We start from the raw sequence: 13043 nt of genomic DNA, 5'->3' as shown, positions 1-13043 counted from the left end.
AGAAGGAGCAACGATGGCCACGGTGCACACCGGCATGACCATGTCGCTGGACGGTTTTGTCGCCGATCGGCAGGGCCGCACGGCGCGGCTGTCCGACCCGGTCGCGTCCCGCGGCGCGTTCATGGACGAGCTGATCAAGGAGACCGGCGCGGTCGTCCTGGGCCGCCGGACGTTCGCCATGTCCGAGGACCCGGACTGGTACGTCGGCAACTACGAGTTCCAGGTCCCGATCTTCGTGCTGACCCACACACCGCCGCCGGTGCCGCCGAAGCAGGACGAGAACCTGACCTTCACGTTCGTCACGGACGGGATCGCGTCGGCGGTCGCCCGGGCGAAGGCGGCCGCCGGGGCGAAGGCCGTCAAGGTGATCGGCGCGAGCCTCGTCCGGCAGGTCCTGCGGGCCGGGCTCGCCGACGAGCTGCACGTCGACGTGGCACCCGTGCTGCTGGGCGCGGGGCTGCGGCTGTTCGACGACCCGGACCTGGAAGACGTCTCCCTCGAGAAGATCGACGCGCGCGACGTGGGGACGTTCACGGCCCTCCGCTTCCGGTGCGCGGCCCCTATCGTGGGGGCATGACGTTCGACTTCGACGGATTCCCGGCCGCCGCCCTGGACGCCGTTCCCCGCGTCGACCTGGGCGGCTGGCCGACTCCGCTGCACGAGGCACCCCGGCTCGGCGAGGCGCTCGGCCTGCCGAACCTCCTGCTCAAGCGCGACGACGTCCACCCGCTCGGCGCCGGCGGCAACAAGCTCCGCAAGCTCGAGTACCACCTCGGCGCCGCCCTCGAAGCCGGCGCGGACACCGTCATCACCTTCGGTGCCCTGCAGACCAACCACGGCCGCCAGACCGCCGCGGCCTGCGCGAAACTCGGCCTGCGCTGCGAGCTCGTCCTCACCGCGAAGGTCCCGCGGGACGGTGACGCGTACGAGCACTCCGGCAACATCCCGCTCGACTGGCTCTTCGGCGCGACGGTCCACGTCTGCGCCGACGGCGAGGAGACCGGCCGGACCTACGACCGGCTCGTCGCCGAAGCCGCCGCGGAAGGCCGCAAGGTCGCCACGGTCCCGGTCGGCGGGTCCAACGAGCTGGGCGTGCTCGGGTACGTCCGCGCCACCCACGAGCTGGCGACGCAGCTCGCCGAACGCGGCATCGACCGCGCCCACCTCGTCGTCCCGCACGCCAGTGGCGGCACCGCGGCCGGGGTGGCGCTGGCCAGCGGGCTGCTCGGCGGCCTCGGTGTCGGCGTCGCCTGCGTCAGCCACCCGCTCGGCGAGGCCACGGAGAACCTGCGCGAACTCACCGCCGGTGCGGCGAAGCTGCTCGGCGTCGCACCGCCGTCGCTCGACCACGTCCGGCTGGGCGACTCCACACTCGGCCCCGGTTACGGCATCCCGACCGACGCGGTCTGGGACGCGCTAAAGCTGTTCGGGCGCACGGAAGGCGTCGTGCTCGACCCGGTCTACAGCGGCAAGGTGGCCGCCGCGCTGGTCGAGTGGGCCGGCCACTTCGCCCCGGACGACCACGTGGTGTTCCTGCACACCGGCGGGATGCCCGGCCTGTACGGCTACGCGCCCGAATTCGCGGCTGCCGTCGAACGCTGATTCGAGCCGGGCCGCCACCCGGAGCAGGGTCAGCAGCAGCACGACGTCCGCGAGCAGCAGCACCCGCTGCGTCACGCCGATCGGGACCACGTCCGAGACGAACGGGAACGGCTCGATCCCGGCCTCGCTCAGCCGCACGAACACGAAGCTCAAGGCGAAGAACCCGAACGTCACCGCCGACAGCCGCAGCGTGCGGACGACGAGAACGCGTTCCGGACGGCCCTTCAGCGGTTCCAGCAGCGTGAACGCCGCGCCGGGCAGGCTGCAGAACGCGACCAGGCAGGCGTACAGGTGGATCTCGCCGCTCACCGGGTTCGGCGCGGCCGGGTAGCTCGCCGGGAACACCGCGGCGGCGGCCATGCCGAGCGACCAGAGCGCGAGCAGCAGCCGCGTCGTCCGCGACAGCGGCACGCCGGCGACGTGCAGCGCGCCGAGTACGGCCAGCGAGCCGATGGCCAGCGACAGCACGCTCGCCGCGAGCATGCCCTCGCCCCGGTCGGTCACGGTGTAGCTCGACAACGTGTCGTACACCGGGTCGTGCGAGCTGATGATGTGCAGCACCACGGCCATGAACAGGCCCCAGCCGATCGCGCCCAGCGCGACGAACGTCCACGGCCTCGTGCGTTTCCCCTGTTCCGTCCCCATGCCGTCCAGGTTCCCGAAGAACCGGACGGACGTGATCCGGGAAGACCCTGATTCACACCCTGGAACAGGCCGCGAAGTCGACGAGGACGAGCGCCTGGTCGTCGTGGCGTTTCGGCCGCGGCCAGCGCTCGCCGTCCGGGTCCTGCTTCTCCGCGGTCCGGACGGCGTCCAGCACCGCGTCCGGTCCGTCGGCACGGGTGGTCGCCAGTGCTTCGCCCCAGTCGAACAGCCGGTACTGGTCGACGCCGATGGACACCCCGTCGCTGGCGAGCAGGACGGCGTCGACGTCGGCGCGCCGCCAGCTGCGCTTCACCGCGTGCGCGGCGGCACCCGGGTCGGCTTCGGCGACCCAGAACCCGTCGTGCGCGTTGCGCCGGCGGCGGACGTCCGCGCCGGTCTGGAGCATCCCGCGCCGCCGCAGCCCGGCGAGCCGGTCGTCCGAGACGACGTCGACCCCGCCGGTGCCGAAGCCGCCGAAGCCGATCACCGGGCTGTCGGCCAGTACCAGCGCGTCGACGCGGTCGTCGAGCCAGCGCACGGCCGCGACGGTGCTCGACGGCGAACGCTGGGGGCGCAGCTCGTTCTCCGCCGTGACGACGGCGATCGCGGTGGTCAAGACGTCGGTCAGGTCGGCTTCGGGCGTGGTGCGCAGGTCGTCGGCCAGGCGCCGGGCCAGCCGTTCGGCGTACCAGCCGCCCGGGGGCAGCGAGGGATCCGACGAGGTGGCGCCGTCGAGGAGCAGAACCGCGTTGTCCAGCACGACGACGTGGTCTTCGGTCGGGCGGGGGTGGCCGTCGGCGCCCACCCCGGCCCGCTCGGCGAACACGATCTCGGGCATGGCCCGACTGTACGTCGGCCGGACGGTCCTTTCGCGGTGAGCGCGTCAACCAAAGTTGACAGGCTTGGAATGTCAACGTAGGTTGACGGCATGACGGAAGCGACAGACCTGGCCGCCCGGGCCGGCGACCGCGATCCCCGGGTGGGACTGCGTGCGGTCGCCGCGCTCCGGCGGCTGTTGGAACAACTGGAGGCCGTGCAGGTCCGCAGCGCGCGGATGCACGGCTGGTCGTGGCAGGAGATCGCCGCCGAGCTGGGGGTCAGCCGGCAGGCCGTGCACAAGAAGTACGGGAGGCACTGATGTTCGAGAGGTTCACGGCCGACGCGCGGATGGCCGTCATCGAGGCGCAGATCGTGGCGCGGGAGTCCGGTTCGGCGGTGATCGCGCCACCGCACCTGCTCGCCGGGCTGCTGAAGGCCGACGTCCCGTTGCTCGCCGAACTGGGCGTCTCCACCGAGGACGTCGCCGCGGAGCTGGCCCGCACCCGGCGCCGCGGCGGGGTCAGCGACGCCGACGCCGAAGCGCTCACCGAGTTCGGCATCAACGTCGAGCAGATCGTGGAAGCCGTCGAGCAGACCCACGGCGAAGGGGCTTTGGCCGGCCGGCTCGGCCCGGCCAAACGCGGGCACATCCCGTTCACCAGCCAGTCGAAGAAGACGCTGGAGCTGAGCCTCAAGGAAGCCGTCCGGCTGGGGGACAAGCACCTGGGGCAGGAGCACATCCTGCTGGCGCTGGCCCAGCAGCGTGGTACGGACGACGTCCTCGCCCGCCGCGGCGCCGACTACGTGACGCTGCGGCGGATCGTGCAGCAGCGCAAGGCGGGTTAGTGAGCGCGCTCCTGCTCTTCGCTCTCCGCTTCGCGCCAGGTGACGAGGGGCAGCAGCGCCTGGGTGAGCGGGCCGATCGCCAGTGCGTAGAGCACGGTGCCGACGCCGACGGTCCCGCCGAGCAGCCAGCCGGCGGCGACCACGGCGACCTCGATGCCGGTGCGCACCAGCCGGACCGACCAGCCGGTGCGCGCCGCCAGCCCGGTCATCAGGCCGTCACGGGGGCCCGGGCCGAGCCGGGCGCCGACGTAGGTCGCGGTGGCGACGCCGTTCAACGCGACGCCGCCGACCAGGAACGCGACCTGCCAGGCGAGGTCGTGCTGGTCCGGGAGCACCGCCCGGACCAGGTCGATCACCACCGAGATGACCACGACGTTCGCGACCGTGCCGATCCCGGGCCGTTGCCGCAGCGGGATCCACAGCAGCAGCACGGCCACCGAGACGATGCCGGTCACGGTGCCGAAGGTCAGCCCGGTGTGCTTCATGATGCCTTCGGCCAGCACGCCCCAGGGCTCGAGCCCCAGGTGGGCGCGGGTCAGCATGGCCGAGCTGGTGCCGTAGAGGGCGAGGCCCGCGAGCAGCTGGACGCTGCGGCGGGCGGGGTCACGGGAGATCCGGACGGGCCGGAGATCGATCTGAGCCACATCACCACTATCGGGGGTAAGTGGCCTGGTAAACCATAGCCAATTCTGGGATATTGGCCTGATGGAACCCGCACTCCCACTGGGTGGACGCATCTCTGGTCCGCGACTGGCCGTCATGCTGGGCTCGTGGCGCCAGGGTGGCTCGCGGCAGGGCGCGGCCGATCTCGCCGCGGCCATCGAGCTGCAGGTGCTCGACGGCCAGCTCCCGCTCGGCACCCGGCTGCCCGCCGAGCGGGAGCTGGCCGACGCGCTCGGCGCCAGCCGGACGCTGATCGGCGGGGCACTGGACCGGCTGCGGGAGAACGGGTTCGTCGCCAGCCGCCGCGGCGCGGGTTCGTGGATCGCCGCGCCGGGCCGTCGTCGCCGCGAACCGCTCGCCCCGGCCGGCGGCGACCTGATCGACTTCACGCACGCGTCCTCGCCGGCCATCCCGGGTATGATCGGCGCGGTCGACGTCGCCCGCCGCGAGCTCACCGGCTACCTCGGGGGCCACGGCTACCAGGAGCGTGGCCTGCCCGGCCTGCGCGAGCGGATCGCCCAGCGCTACACCGAGCGCGGGCTGCCGACGACACCCGCGCAGGTCATGGTCACCAACGGCGCGCACCACGCGTTCGTGCTGGCCCTGCGCATGCTCGCCGGCCCGGGTGACCGGGTGCTGGTCGAGCAGCCGACCTACCCGAACGCGCTGGAGGCGATCCGCGCCGCGCACGCGATCCCGGTGCCGGTCGCCCTCGACCCCACCGGCGAGCGCGGCTGGGACATCGCCGGGGTCGACGCGGTGCTGCGCCAGGCGTCACCCCGGTTCGGCTACCTGGTGGTCGACTTCCAGAATCCGACCGGCCTGCGCCTGGACGCCGAAGGCCGCGAACGGCTCGGCGCGGTGCTCTCCCGTGCCCGGACGCCGGTCGTGGTGGACGAGACGCTCGTCGAGCTGGACCTGGAGGGCGACCCGCTGCAGGGACCGCCGCCGCTGGCCGCGTTCGCCGGGGACCTGGTGATCTGCGTCGGCTCGGCGTCGAAGTCGCACTGGGGCGGGCTGCGGCTCGGCTGGATCCGCGCGTCGGAGGACCTGCTCGGCCGGCTCGTTTCGGCGCGCTACGCGGTGGACCTGGGGTCGCCGGTGTTCGAGCAGGTGATCTTCACGGAACTGCTGCGCGACGAGGGCTGGGCCGCGCTCGCCCGGCGTCGTGAGGAGCTTCGCCGCAACCGTGACGCGCTGGCCGCGGCGGTGCGCGAGTACCTGCCGGACTGGACGTTCACGCTGCCCAAGGGCGGGTTGTCGCTGTGGTGCCGGATGCCGGAGCCGGTGAGCTCCCGGCTGGCGGTGGCGGCCGCGGGCCACGGCGTCCAGATCACGCCGGGTTCGCGCTTCGGCGTCCACGGTGGTCTGGAGCGCTGGCTCCGGCTGCCGTTCTCGCTGCCGCCGGAGACGATCAACGAGGCGGTCCGCCGCCTGAGCGCCGCCGAGGCCGCGGTCCGCGGCACACCGCGGTCGCTGGACGCCCCGGTCGCCTGAAACGAACGGACCGGTGCGCCGGATGCGAGCCTGCTCCCAGGGATGGGCGGCGTTCGTGTGCATCCGGCGCACCGGCCTGTTTCCACCACCCGCATCGGTACGTGACTCCGATGCGGGTACCGCGGCTTCCCGGCACAGCCCCTCGACGTGCCGGGAAGCCGGCGGCTCAGGCGGGCTCTCGGTAGAACGAGCCCCTGCTCGGCGCGGTGAGCAGGAACTCCCGGAGCACGCCCGGTGTGGGTCCCGGCGTCGCAGGGGCAGTGCGACGCCGGGACCGGGATCCGACCCGGCCGGGCGCGGTCGGCCGGTCGGAAAGACTGTGGTTACTGCGCATGGTTCGCCCCTGGGGTACGTCGGACGCGATGCAGCGTCACGAGACGTGAAAGGGTCACGGATCACGTACTGGAGCAGGGGAAAGGTCGCGCGCTAACGGCGTGGACGTCCGTCAAGATGATCTTGGTTTGGACGCACTTGTCCCCGGCTGCCCGGTTCGGGGTCAGTCAGGTGAGGTGGTGGGCAGGGCGGCTTCGCGCCCCGCGCCGTCGACGTCGTGGTCGCGGCTGGCCCCGATGAGCTTCAGCTGCGTGGTGGTCGCGTCGTCGGTGTGCAGCGCGAACTGCGGGCGGGCGCCACCGGGGCCGTCGTGGCCCGGAGCGGCAGTGGGAGCCGGCGCGCTCGGCGCGGTGGTACCGCCACCGGGGAGGCCGGGAGTGGAGTCGCCGCCGCCATTACGGGCGTGGACGCCCGAGTCGCGCGGCTGCTCCTGGACGGCCGGCAGCGTGTGCTGCACCTCGACCAGGTGCACCACCGCGGTCCGGTCGCCGGTCTGGGTTTCCGCGGTGGCCGGAGTCGTCACGGGCGCGGTCTGGGTGAGGGTGGTGGCGGGGCTCGTCACCTGGGTGACGACGCCGGTCACCGCGTCGGGCACGGTCGCCGTGACACCGGCGGAGTTCGAGGCGCCGTTGAGGATCGGGTCCAGGATGTCGTCGAGGGGGAGCAGCACCGGCGCGTTCGGGTTGTTCGCGGGCGGCTGGGTGAGCGGCGCGAGAACGGTGTGGCTCAGGGTGTCGGTGACGGTGCTGACGGTGTGCGTGACGACGCCGACCGTGTTGTTGACGGTGGTGAGCGTCCCGCCGACGACGTTGAGGACGTTGCCCACGAGCCCGCCGAGCAGGCCGCTGCCGGACGTCGTCGCCTTGGCCGATGGCTCTTCGGCGGTCTGAACGTCCTTCGTGGACTGTTGCTTCGCCAGGCTCTGCTTCTGGGCGGCCGGGCTCTCGGCGGTCTTGGTCTCGACGGCCTGCGTGTCGGCGGTGGTTTCGTCCGCCGGGGTTTCGGCCTGCTGCGCCGTGTCGTCCTGCTTCGCGCCGTCCTGCTTCGTGTCGTCACCGGCCGCGGGCTGCTGCGCGCAGGTGGGGGCGCTGGTCTCGCGGTGACTCGTGCGGTGGTGGTGGCCGTGCCTGCCGTGCTCCACAGTGGACACCGTCGAGTGCTGGCAGGTCGTCGTTTCGGCGGCCGACGCGGTGTTCCCGGACAGTGCGGCGCCGAGCAGCCAGCCCGCCAGGGTCAGGCCGCCGGCGAGCAGGATCCGGGCCGCGGGACGGGGAAGTGCCGCCGCCCAAGGGCGCGGCGAGGGCGTGGCTTCACCGGCTGTGAGCGCAGGCCGCGCAGGGGCGCCGGGGCGCACGAACACCGTGCCACTCACCGTCACCACCACCGTCCGCGCCTGAGGCTCTCGCGATGCACGCTCGAGTCCGATCTTGCTGGGGTCTTTCTCCGGCCAGGTCGCAGATCCCCCGGGACTGCACTCTTTCTAGCACCGCTCGGGAGTCTTTCATCTCTCCCGCGTTCTATCCAGCCCGTAAGGCGGAACGGCCCTACCGGGCAAGGTATCTACGGCCGACGAGTTGATCACTCTCAGTGCCGTTCGGACGTCTCTGTGCGGCCATTCGGACGAGTGCCGGGTTTGGGGTCATTCGGCGTTGACCTGATGTTTTCGACGGCGGGGTGGCGGACCGTACCCGACCGGTCGCGCTCGGTGCGTGTTCGCCGATTTCGATTGAGCGATCAGCACGTTTCCGAATTGTGAGACGCCCGGATGCGGTCCGTGACCACCGGCGGCCCGACGGCGGCATCGGCCCGCTTTCGGTGACCGCGGAGCGTCACGAAGCACTGCGGCAAGTGAGGGACCCGCCGCCTCGCGGCCACCAAAGGCGCGACGACGGACGTCAGACCAGTTTGCGCAACCGGGTGATGGCCTCGTCGATGACTTCATTGCGCTTGCAGAAGGCGAAACGCAAAAGATGTTTCCACTCGTCCGGGTGATCGGTGAATACCTTGACGGGCACCGCGGCGACCCCGACCCGGCCGGGCAGTTCCCACGCCAGATCGGCGGCGTCCGTGAAACCGAGCGGCCGCACGTCGACGCAGACGAAGTAGGTGCCCGCCGTCGGCCGCACGGTGAACCCGGCGTCGGCGAGCCCGGCCGAAAGCCGGTCGCGCTTCTCCTGCAGGCTCTCGCGCAGCCCGTCGACCCACGGCAGCTCGTGGTCGAGGGCGTGCGCGACGGCCGGCTGCAGCGGCCCGCCGGAGACGAACGTGATGAACTGCTTCGCCGCCTTGACCGCGGCGACCAGCTCGGGCGTCGAGCAGACCCAGCCGATCTTCCAGCCCGTGCAGTTGAACGTCTTGCCGGCGCTGGAGATGCTCACCGTCCGCTCCCGCATGCCGGGCAGCGTGGTCAGCGGGATGTGTTCCGCGTCGTCGAACACCAGGTGCTCGTACACCTCGTCCGTGACGGCGATCAGGTCGTGCTCGACGCAGAGCGCGGCCAGCGCCTCGAGCTCGGCGCGGGTGAAGACGGTGCCGGTCGGGTTGTGCGGCGAGTTGACGAGGATCGCCCGGGTCCGCGGCGTGACGGCGGCCCGCAGCCCGTCGACGTCCAGGCCGAACCGGCCGTCCTCGCCCTCGACGAGCCCGACGACCCGGCGCTGCGCACCCGCCATCGCGACCGCGGCGGCGTAGGAGTCGTAGTACGGCTCGATGACGATGACCTCGTCGCCGGCCTCGGTCAGGGCGATCAGCGTCGCGGTGATGGCTTCGGTGGCCCCCGCGGTGACCAGGATCTCCGTGTCCGGGTCGTACTCGGTGCCGTAGCGCAGCCGGTGCCGCGCGATGGCCGCGCGCAGCTCGGGGCGGCCGGGACCCGGCGGGTACTGGTTCGCGCCGCCGAACAGGGCGTTCTTGGCCGCGTCGAGCATGCCGGCGGGTCCGTCGGTGTCCGGGAAGCCCTGGCCGAGGTTGACCGCGTCGTGCCGGACGGCCAGCGCCGTCATCTCGGCGAAGATGGTCGAGGTGAACGGCCGCAGGCGGGGGACTAGAGCAGGTTCGCGCACGATCAGCGATCCTCGCGGACAATGGCAGGGTGGAGCAACTGACCCCCGCCAAGGTGACCCCGGCCGACCCGCCGGGCGGCGCAGCCGGTGAAGCGGAAAAGCGGCGCGCGCTGCGCAAGATGAAGCTGGTCGCGCTGTCGTTCCTGATCGGCGCCACCGTCGTGTTCCTGCTGACCAGCTGGGCCCAGGCCAGCGGCTGGGCGGGCTGGGTCGGCTACGTGCGGGCCGCCGCCGAAGCCGGCATGGTCGGCGCGCTGGCCGACTGGTTCGCCGTCACGGCGCTCTTCCGGCACCCGCTCGGCCTGAAGATCCCGCACACGGCGATCATCCCGAACAAGAAGGACGCGCTGGGCAACAGCCTCGGCGAGTTCGTCGGGTCCAACTTCCTCTCCGAGGAGGTCATCCGCGACAAGCTCAAGCGCGTCGAGATCGCCCGGCGCCTCGGCGCGTGGGTGGCGCAGGAGGACAACGCCGAGCGCGTGACGTCCGAGCTGGCGACGATGGTCCGGGCCGCGGTTCGCGTTCTCCGGGACGAGGACGTCCAGGCGATCATGGAACAGGCCGTCGCGCGGCGGATCATCGACAAGCCGTGGGGCCCGCCGCTGGGCAAGATCCTGCAGGGCGTCTTCGCCGACGGCGCGCACCACAAGCTCGTGGACCTGATGTGCGACCAGGCGTACGAGTGGGTCCGCGACAACCACACGACGATGCTGCGCGTGGTGTCCGACCGGGCGCCGAGCTGGTCGCCGAAGTTCGTCGACGAAATGCTCGCGGACAAGGTCTACGGCGAGGTGCTGTCGTTCGCGTGGGCGGTCAAGACCGACGTCAACCACCCGATGCGGCTGGCGCTGGACAAGTTCCTCGGCGAGTTCGCCCAGGACCTGCAGACCAACCCGGACGTCATGGCGCGCGCCGAGCAGGTCAAGGGCCAGATCGTGCACCACGAAGAGGTGCAGCGGCTGATCGGCTCGGCCTGGAGCACGGCCAAGGAGATGCTGCTCAACGCGGCGGAGGACCCGTCGAGCGAGCTGCGCCGGCGCGTCCGCACCGGGCTGATGTCGCTGGGCGGGCGGCTGGTCTCCGACGACCAGATGCGCGGCAAGGTCGACGGCTGGGTCGAGGGCGCCGCGGCGTACCTGGTGAAGAACTACTCGCAGGAGATCACCACGATCATCACCGACACGGTGGAGCGCTGGGACGCCGAGGAGACGTCCCGCAAGATCGAGCTCCAGGTGGGCCGTGACCTGCAGTTCATCCGCATCAACGGCACGGTCGTCGGCGCGCTGGCCGGGCTCGTCATCTACACCGTCGCGGAGCTGCTGTTCTGACGGCTACGGCGTATACCACACGTGGGGGACCTTCAAACCAGTTGTCCACAGGAACCTGAGTTATCCCCCGGGTTATCCACAGCTTTTCACGGTGATGGCCTAATCCCTGTCCACAACGTGTGGGGGTAGGCCCGTCCGGGGCGTGGATATGTGGTGCTGGTGTGACGAGTTGTCCACAGCTGGTCGGGGGTCCGCCGCTCGGATGAGAGTCTCAGCCCGTGGCCGTGCGGGCCCGCCAGCCGCGCGCCTTCTCGCGGTTGCCGCAGACGCGCATCGAGCACCACGTCCGCGAGCGGTTGCGGGACTCGTCGTAGAACGCCCACAGGCAGGTGTCGGCGGGGCAGATCTTCAGCCGGATCCAGTCGCCGCGCACGACCAGCCGGGTGCAGGCGGCGAACACCGCGCCGACGACGTCGTCCGCCATCAGGGCCGGGCCGTCGTCGGTGAGGGAGATCCGGGTGCCCACGTCGACGCTGCCGCCGGGCAGCCGCGGATCGCCGATCGCGGCCCGCAGCGCGTCTCGCGCCGCCCGGGCCTCGGCGGCCGGGTTGGCCCGCAGCGTGTGCCCGGTCGCCCACTCGCGCCACTGCCCGGGATGTTCGAGCAGGTCCGTGCCCTCTTCGACGTTGACCGTGTTCAGGAACTCCACCACGAGGGACGCGTCGGTGTGCACGGAACCAGTGTACGGCGGAAGGTGGTTGCACCCTCGAGAGCTAACCTACATACTCCGTTCACTGGTTATTCGCGATCGAAGGGAGCGACGATGGGTGCGGTACCGACGCTGGGTGTGGTGGCCCTCGACTGCCCCGACCCGGTGGCCCTGGCCGCGTTCTACCGGGCGGTGCTGGAGTGGGGCGAGCCCGAAGTCGCCGACGACGGCCACTGGGTGACGCTGCCGAACCCGGCCGGCGGCGCGGGCATCGCGTTCCAGCGGGTGCCCGACTACCGGCCGCCGGCGTGGCCGTCCGCGGAGAACCCGCAGCAGATGCACCTCGATCTCGAGGTCACCGACCTGGAAGCGGCGCACGAGCGCGTGCTCGGCCTGGGCGCGAAGCTGCTGGACGACACCCCGAAGACGTTCCGCGTCTACGCCGATCCGGTGGGGCACCCGTTCTGCCTCTGCGCCTGCTGAACGGTTTGTGCGTAGTCTCGGATGTGTGATTTGTCCGAAGTGTCAGAACCAGATGCGTACCGTGGACAAGAACGGCGTCCACATCGACCAGTGCGAGGGCTGCCGCGGGATCTTCCTGGACCGCGGTGAGCTCGAAGCCATCTCGGGTGCGGAAAGCTCCTTCTACGGCCAGGCTCCACCGCCGTACGGCGCGCCGGTCCCGCAGTACGGCCGCGCCGACTCGCCGCGCCCCTACCGAGGCGGCCACCCGGACTCGCCGAAGGGGTACCGCGGCGGGGGCTACTCGGACTCGCCGCGGCCGCACCGCGGGGGGTATTCGGATTCGCCGAGGCCGTACGGCCACGGCCAGCGCAAGCGCGGCTTCCTCGAGAACCTCTTCGACTGAAGTGGGTCTCGACCTGCGGATCTGCCCGTCGTGCGGCGACCGGGCAGCCCGCCCGGTCGCCGCCGGCGCCGTCCTGACGTGCGCCCGGTGCGAACACCAATGGCCGTTCCAGCGGCTGCCGCTGTTCGCGCTGACCGGCCCGAGCGGAGCCGGAAAGTCGACGATCGGGCCCTTGTTGATGTCGCGCTTCGCCGGCGAAGTGGTGGTGCTGGAGCAGGACGTCCTGTGGGCGGACGCCCTGCGCGACGACGTCCGGGCGTTCCGTTCGGCCTGGCTTCGGATGGCGGCGATGCTGCACCAGAACGGCCGCCCGGTGGTCCTCTGCGGCACGGTCGCACCCCCGGAGTTCGAGCAGCTGCCGGAGCGCGTGTTCTTCAGCGAGATCCACTACCTGGCCCTGGTCAGCTCACCCGACTCCCTGCGACGCCGACTCCGCGCACGCCCGGCATGGCGCGAGTGGGACGAACCGCGGATCGACGAGATGCTGGAGTTCAACAACTGGCTCCGCAACTCGGGCGTCGACGTCTTCGACACCACGGACGTCGCGGCCGAGGACACGGCGGACTACGCCGAGAAGTGGATCCGCTCCCGCCTGCCGGGCTGAGTTGTCCTGGCCGACCACGGTTGTCAAGTCCGCGATCCACAGGCCGCAAGTTGTCCACAGATTCCCGCACCCCCCGTTTCCCCAGGTCACCGGCGGTACGCTGGGATCGGGGACGCCCCCCGGGAAG

The 13043-nt window shown here is 71.6% G+C and carries 14 protein-coding genes and 1 pseudogene; 9 read left to right on the top strand and 6 right to left on the bottom strand.

Annotated features, from left to right (window positions below; all coding sequences use genetic code 11):
- The first annotated feature begins 13 nt into the window (after positions 1-13).
- Together ACIOD2_RS18945 and ACIOD2_RS18940 are read left to right on the top strand one after the other, a co-directional pair.
- Positions 14-577, top strand: a complete 564-nt coding sequence (locus ACIOD2_RS18945; RefSeq protein WP_400539467.1) for a dihydrofolate reductase family protein — start codon at positions 14-16, stop codon at positions 575-577.
- Positions 574-1602, top strand: a complete 1029-nt coding sequence (locus ACIOD2_RS18940) for a D-cysteine desulfhydrase family protein (RefSeq protein ID WP_400539465.1) — start codon at positions 574-576, stop codon at positions 1600-1602. Before ACIOD2_RS18945 ends, ACIOD2_RS18940 begins: the two co-directional genes overlap by 4 nt.
- 81 nt (positions 1603-1683) lie before the next feature.
- Here the strand turns inward: ACIOD2_RS18940 and ACIOD2_RS18935 are convergent.
- A pseudogene (locus tag ACIOD2_RS18935) lies at positions 1684-2172 on the bottom strand (DUF998 domain-containing protein); the annotation flags it as partial.
- Positions 2173-2299: 127 nt separating this feature from the next.
- Positions 2300-3085: a hypothetical protein gene (locus ACIOD2_RS18930; RefSeq protein WP_400539462.1), complete on the bottom strand. Its 786-nt coding sequence runs from the start codon at positions 3083-3085 to the stop codon at positions 2300-2302.
- A gap of 90 nt (positions 3086-3175) precedes the next feature.
- Between ACIOD2_RS18930 and ACIOD2_RS18925 the strand changes: the two genes are divergently transcribed.
- Positions 3176-3385 (top strand): helix-turn-helix domain-containing protein, encoded by a 210-nt coding sequence (locus ACIOD2_RS18925; RefSeq protein ID WP_323329256.1) that lies wholly within the window; start codon positions 3176-3178, stop codon positions 3383-3385.
- A complete protein-coding gene (locus tag ACIOD2_RS18920; protein WP_400539459.1) occupies positions 3385-3912 on the top strand; it encodes a Clp protease N-terminal domain-containing protein in 528 nt (175 codons plus the stop codon). The genes ACIOD2_RS18925 and ACIOD2_RS18920 overlap by 1 nt, the downstream gene beginning before the upstream one ends.
- On the opposite strand, the gene ACIOD2_RS18915 is transcribed toward ACIOD2_RS18920, so the two are convergent.
- Positions 3909-4556, bottom strand: a complete 648-nt coding sequence (locus tag ACIOD2_RS18915) for a YitT family protein (RefSeq protein WP_400539456.1) — start codon at positions 4554-4556, stop codon at positions 3909-3911. The two genes, ACIOD2_RS18920 and ACIOD2_RS18915, sit on opposite strands and share 4 nt — an antisense overlap.
- 61 nt (positions 4557-4617) lie before the next feature.
- On the opposite strand from ACIOD2_RS18915, the gene ACIOD2_RS18910 reads away from it, so the two are divergent.
- Entirely contained in the window at positions 4618-6072 is a 1455-nt protein-coding gene (locus tag ACIOD2_RS18910; RefSeq protein WP_400539454.1) for a PLP-dependent aminotransferase family protein, read from the top strand.
- 496 nt (positions 6073-6568) lie between these two features.
- Here the strand turns inward: ACIOD2_RS18910 and ACIOD2_RS18905 are convergent, their stop codons facing one another.
- Entirely contained in the window at positions 6569-7777 is a 1209-nt protein-coding gene (locus ACIOD2_RS18905) for a hypothetical protein (protein WP_400539452.1), read from the bottom strand.
- 523 nt (positions 7778-8300) lie between these two features.
- Entirely contained in the window at positions 8301-9467 is a 1167-nt protein-coding gene (locus ACIOD2_RS18900) for a pyridoxal phosphate-dependent aminotransferase (protein ID WP_400539449.1), read from the bottom strand.
- Between the two features lie 29 nt (positions 9468-9496).
- Between ACIOD2_RS18900 and ACIOD2_RS18895 the strand changes: the two genes are divergently transcribed.
- Positions 9497-10795 carry a DUF445 domain-containing protein gene (locus ACIOD2_RS18895; protein ID WP_400539447.1) on the top strand — a complete coding sequence of 433 codons (1299 nt, stop codon included), beginning with the start codon at positions 9497-9499 and terminating at the stop codon, positions 10793-10795.
- A 211-nt stretch (positions 10796-11006) separates the two neighbouring features.
- Here the strand turns inward: ACIOD2_RS18895 and ACIOD2_RS18890 are convergent, their stop codons facing one another.
- Positions 11007-11468 (bottom strand): CGNR zinc finger domain-containing protein, encoded by a 462-nt coding sequence (locus ACIOD2_RS18890; protein ID WP_400539444.1) that lies wholly within the window; start codon positions 11466-11468, stop codon positions 11007-11009.
- A gap of 90 nt (positions 11469-11558) precedes the next feature.
- Here ACIOD2_RS18890 and ACIOD2_RS18885 point away from each other — a divergent pair, with 90 nt between their 5' ends.
- From ACIOD2_RS18885 to ACIOD2_RS18875, 3 genes are read left to right on the top strand one after another with little or no spacing between them, the layout of a single operon-like run.
- Positions 11559-11927: a VOC family protein gene (locus tag ACIOD2_RS18885; RefSeq protein ID WP_400539441.1), complete on the top strand. Its 369-nt coding sequence runs from the start codon at positions 11559-11561 to the stop codon at positions 11925-11927.
- A gap of 25 nt (positions 11928-11952) precedes the next feature.
- A complete protein-coding gene (locus tag ACIOD2_RS18880; RefSeq protein ID WP_400539438.1) occupies positions 11953-12312 on the top strand; it encodes a zf-TFIIB domain-containing protein in 360 nt (119 codons plus the stop codon).
- A 1-nt stretch (position 12313) separates the two neighbouring features.
- Complete coding sequence (locus tag ACIOD2_RS18875) at positions 12314-12916, top strand: AAA family ATPase (RefSeq protein ID WP_400539435.1); 603 nt, start codon at positions 12314-12316, stop codon at positions 12914-12916.
- The last annotated feature ends 127 nt before the right edge of the window (positions 12917-13043 follow it).

It is taken from the genome of Amycolatopsis sp. NPDC088138 (assembly GCF_044741685.1).
Lineage (GTDB): Bacteria > Actinomycetota > Actinomycetes > Mycobacteriales > Pseudonocardiaceae > Amycolatopsis.
The sequence above is the reverse complement of the archived record's forward strand: the minus strand, read 5'-3'. Positions and strand labels throughout refer to the sequence as shown.

Coding starts and splice junctions, on each gene's coding strand:
- ACIOD2_RS18945 (WP_400539467.1), top strand. CDS start 14: ATGGCCACGGTGCACACCGGCATGACCATGTCGCTGGACGGTTTTGTC.
- ACIOD2_RS18940 (WP_400539465.1), top strand. CDS start 574: ATGACGTTCGACTTCGACGGATTCCCGGCCGCCGCCCTGGACGCCGTT.
- ACIOD2_RS18930 (WP_400539462.1), bottom strand. CDS start 3,085: ATGCCCGAGATCGTGTTCGCCGAGCGGGCCGGGGTGGGCGCCGACGGC.
- ACIOD2_RS18925 (WP_323329256.1), top strand. CDS start 3,176: ATGACGGAAGCGACAGACCTGGCCGCCCGGGCCGGCGACCGCGATCCC.
- ACIOD2_RS18920 (WP_400539459.1), top strand. CDS start 3,385: ATGTTCGAGAGGTTCACGGCCGACGCGCGGATGGCCGTCATCGAGGCG.
- ACIOD2_RS18910 (WP_400539454.1), top strand. CDS start 4,618: ATGGAACCCGCACTCCCACTGGGTGGACGCATCTCTGGTCCGCGACTG.
- ACIOD2_RS18885 (WP_400539441.1), top strand. CDS start 11,559: ATGGGTGCGGTACCGACGCTGGGTGTGGTGGCCCTCGACTGCCCCGAC.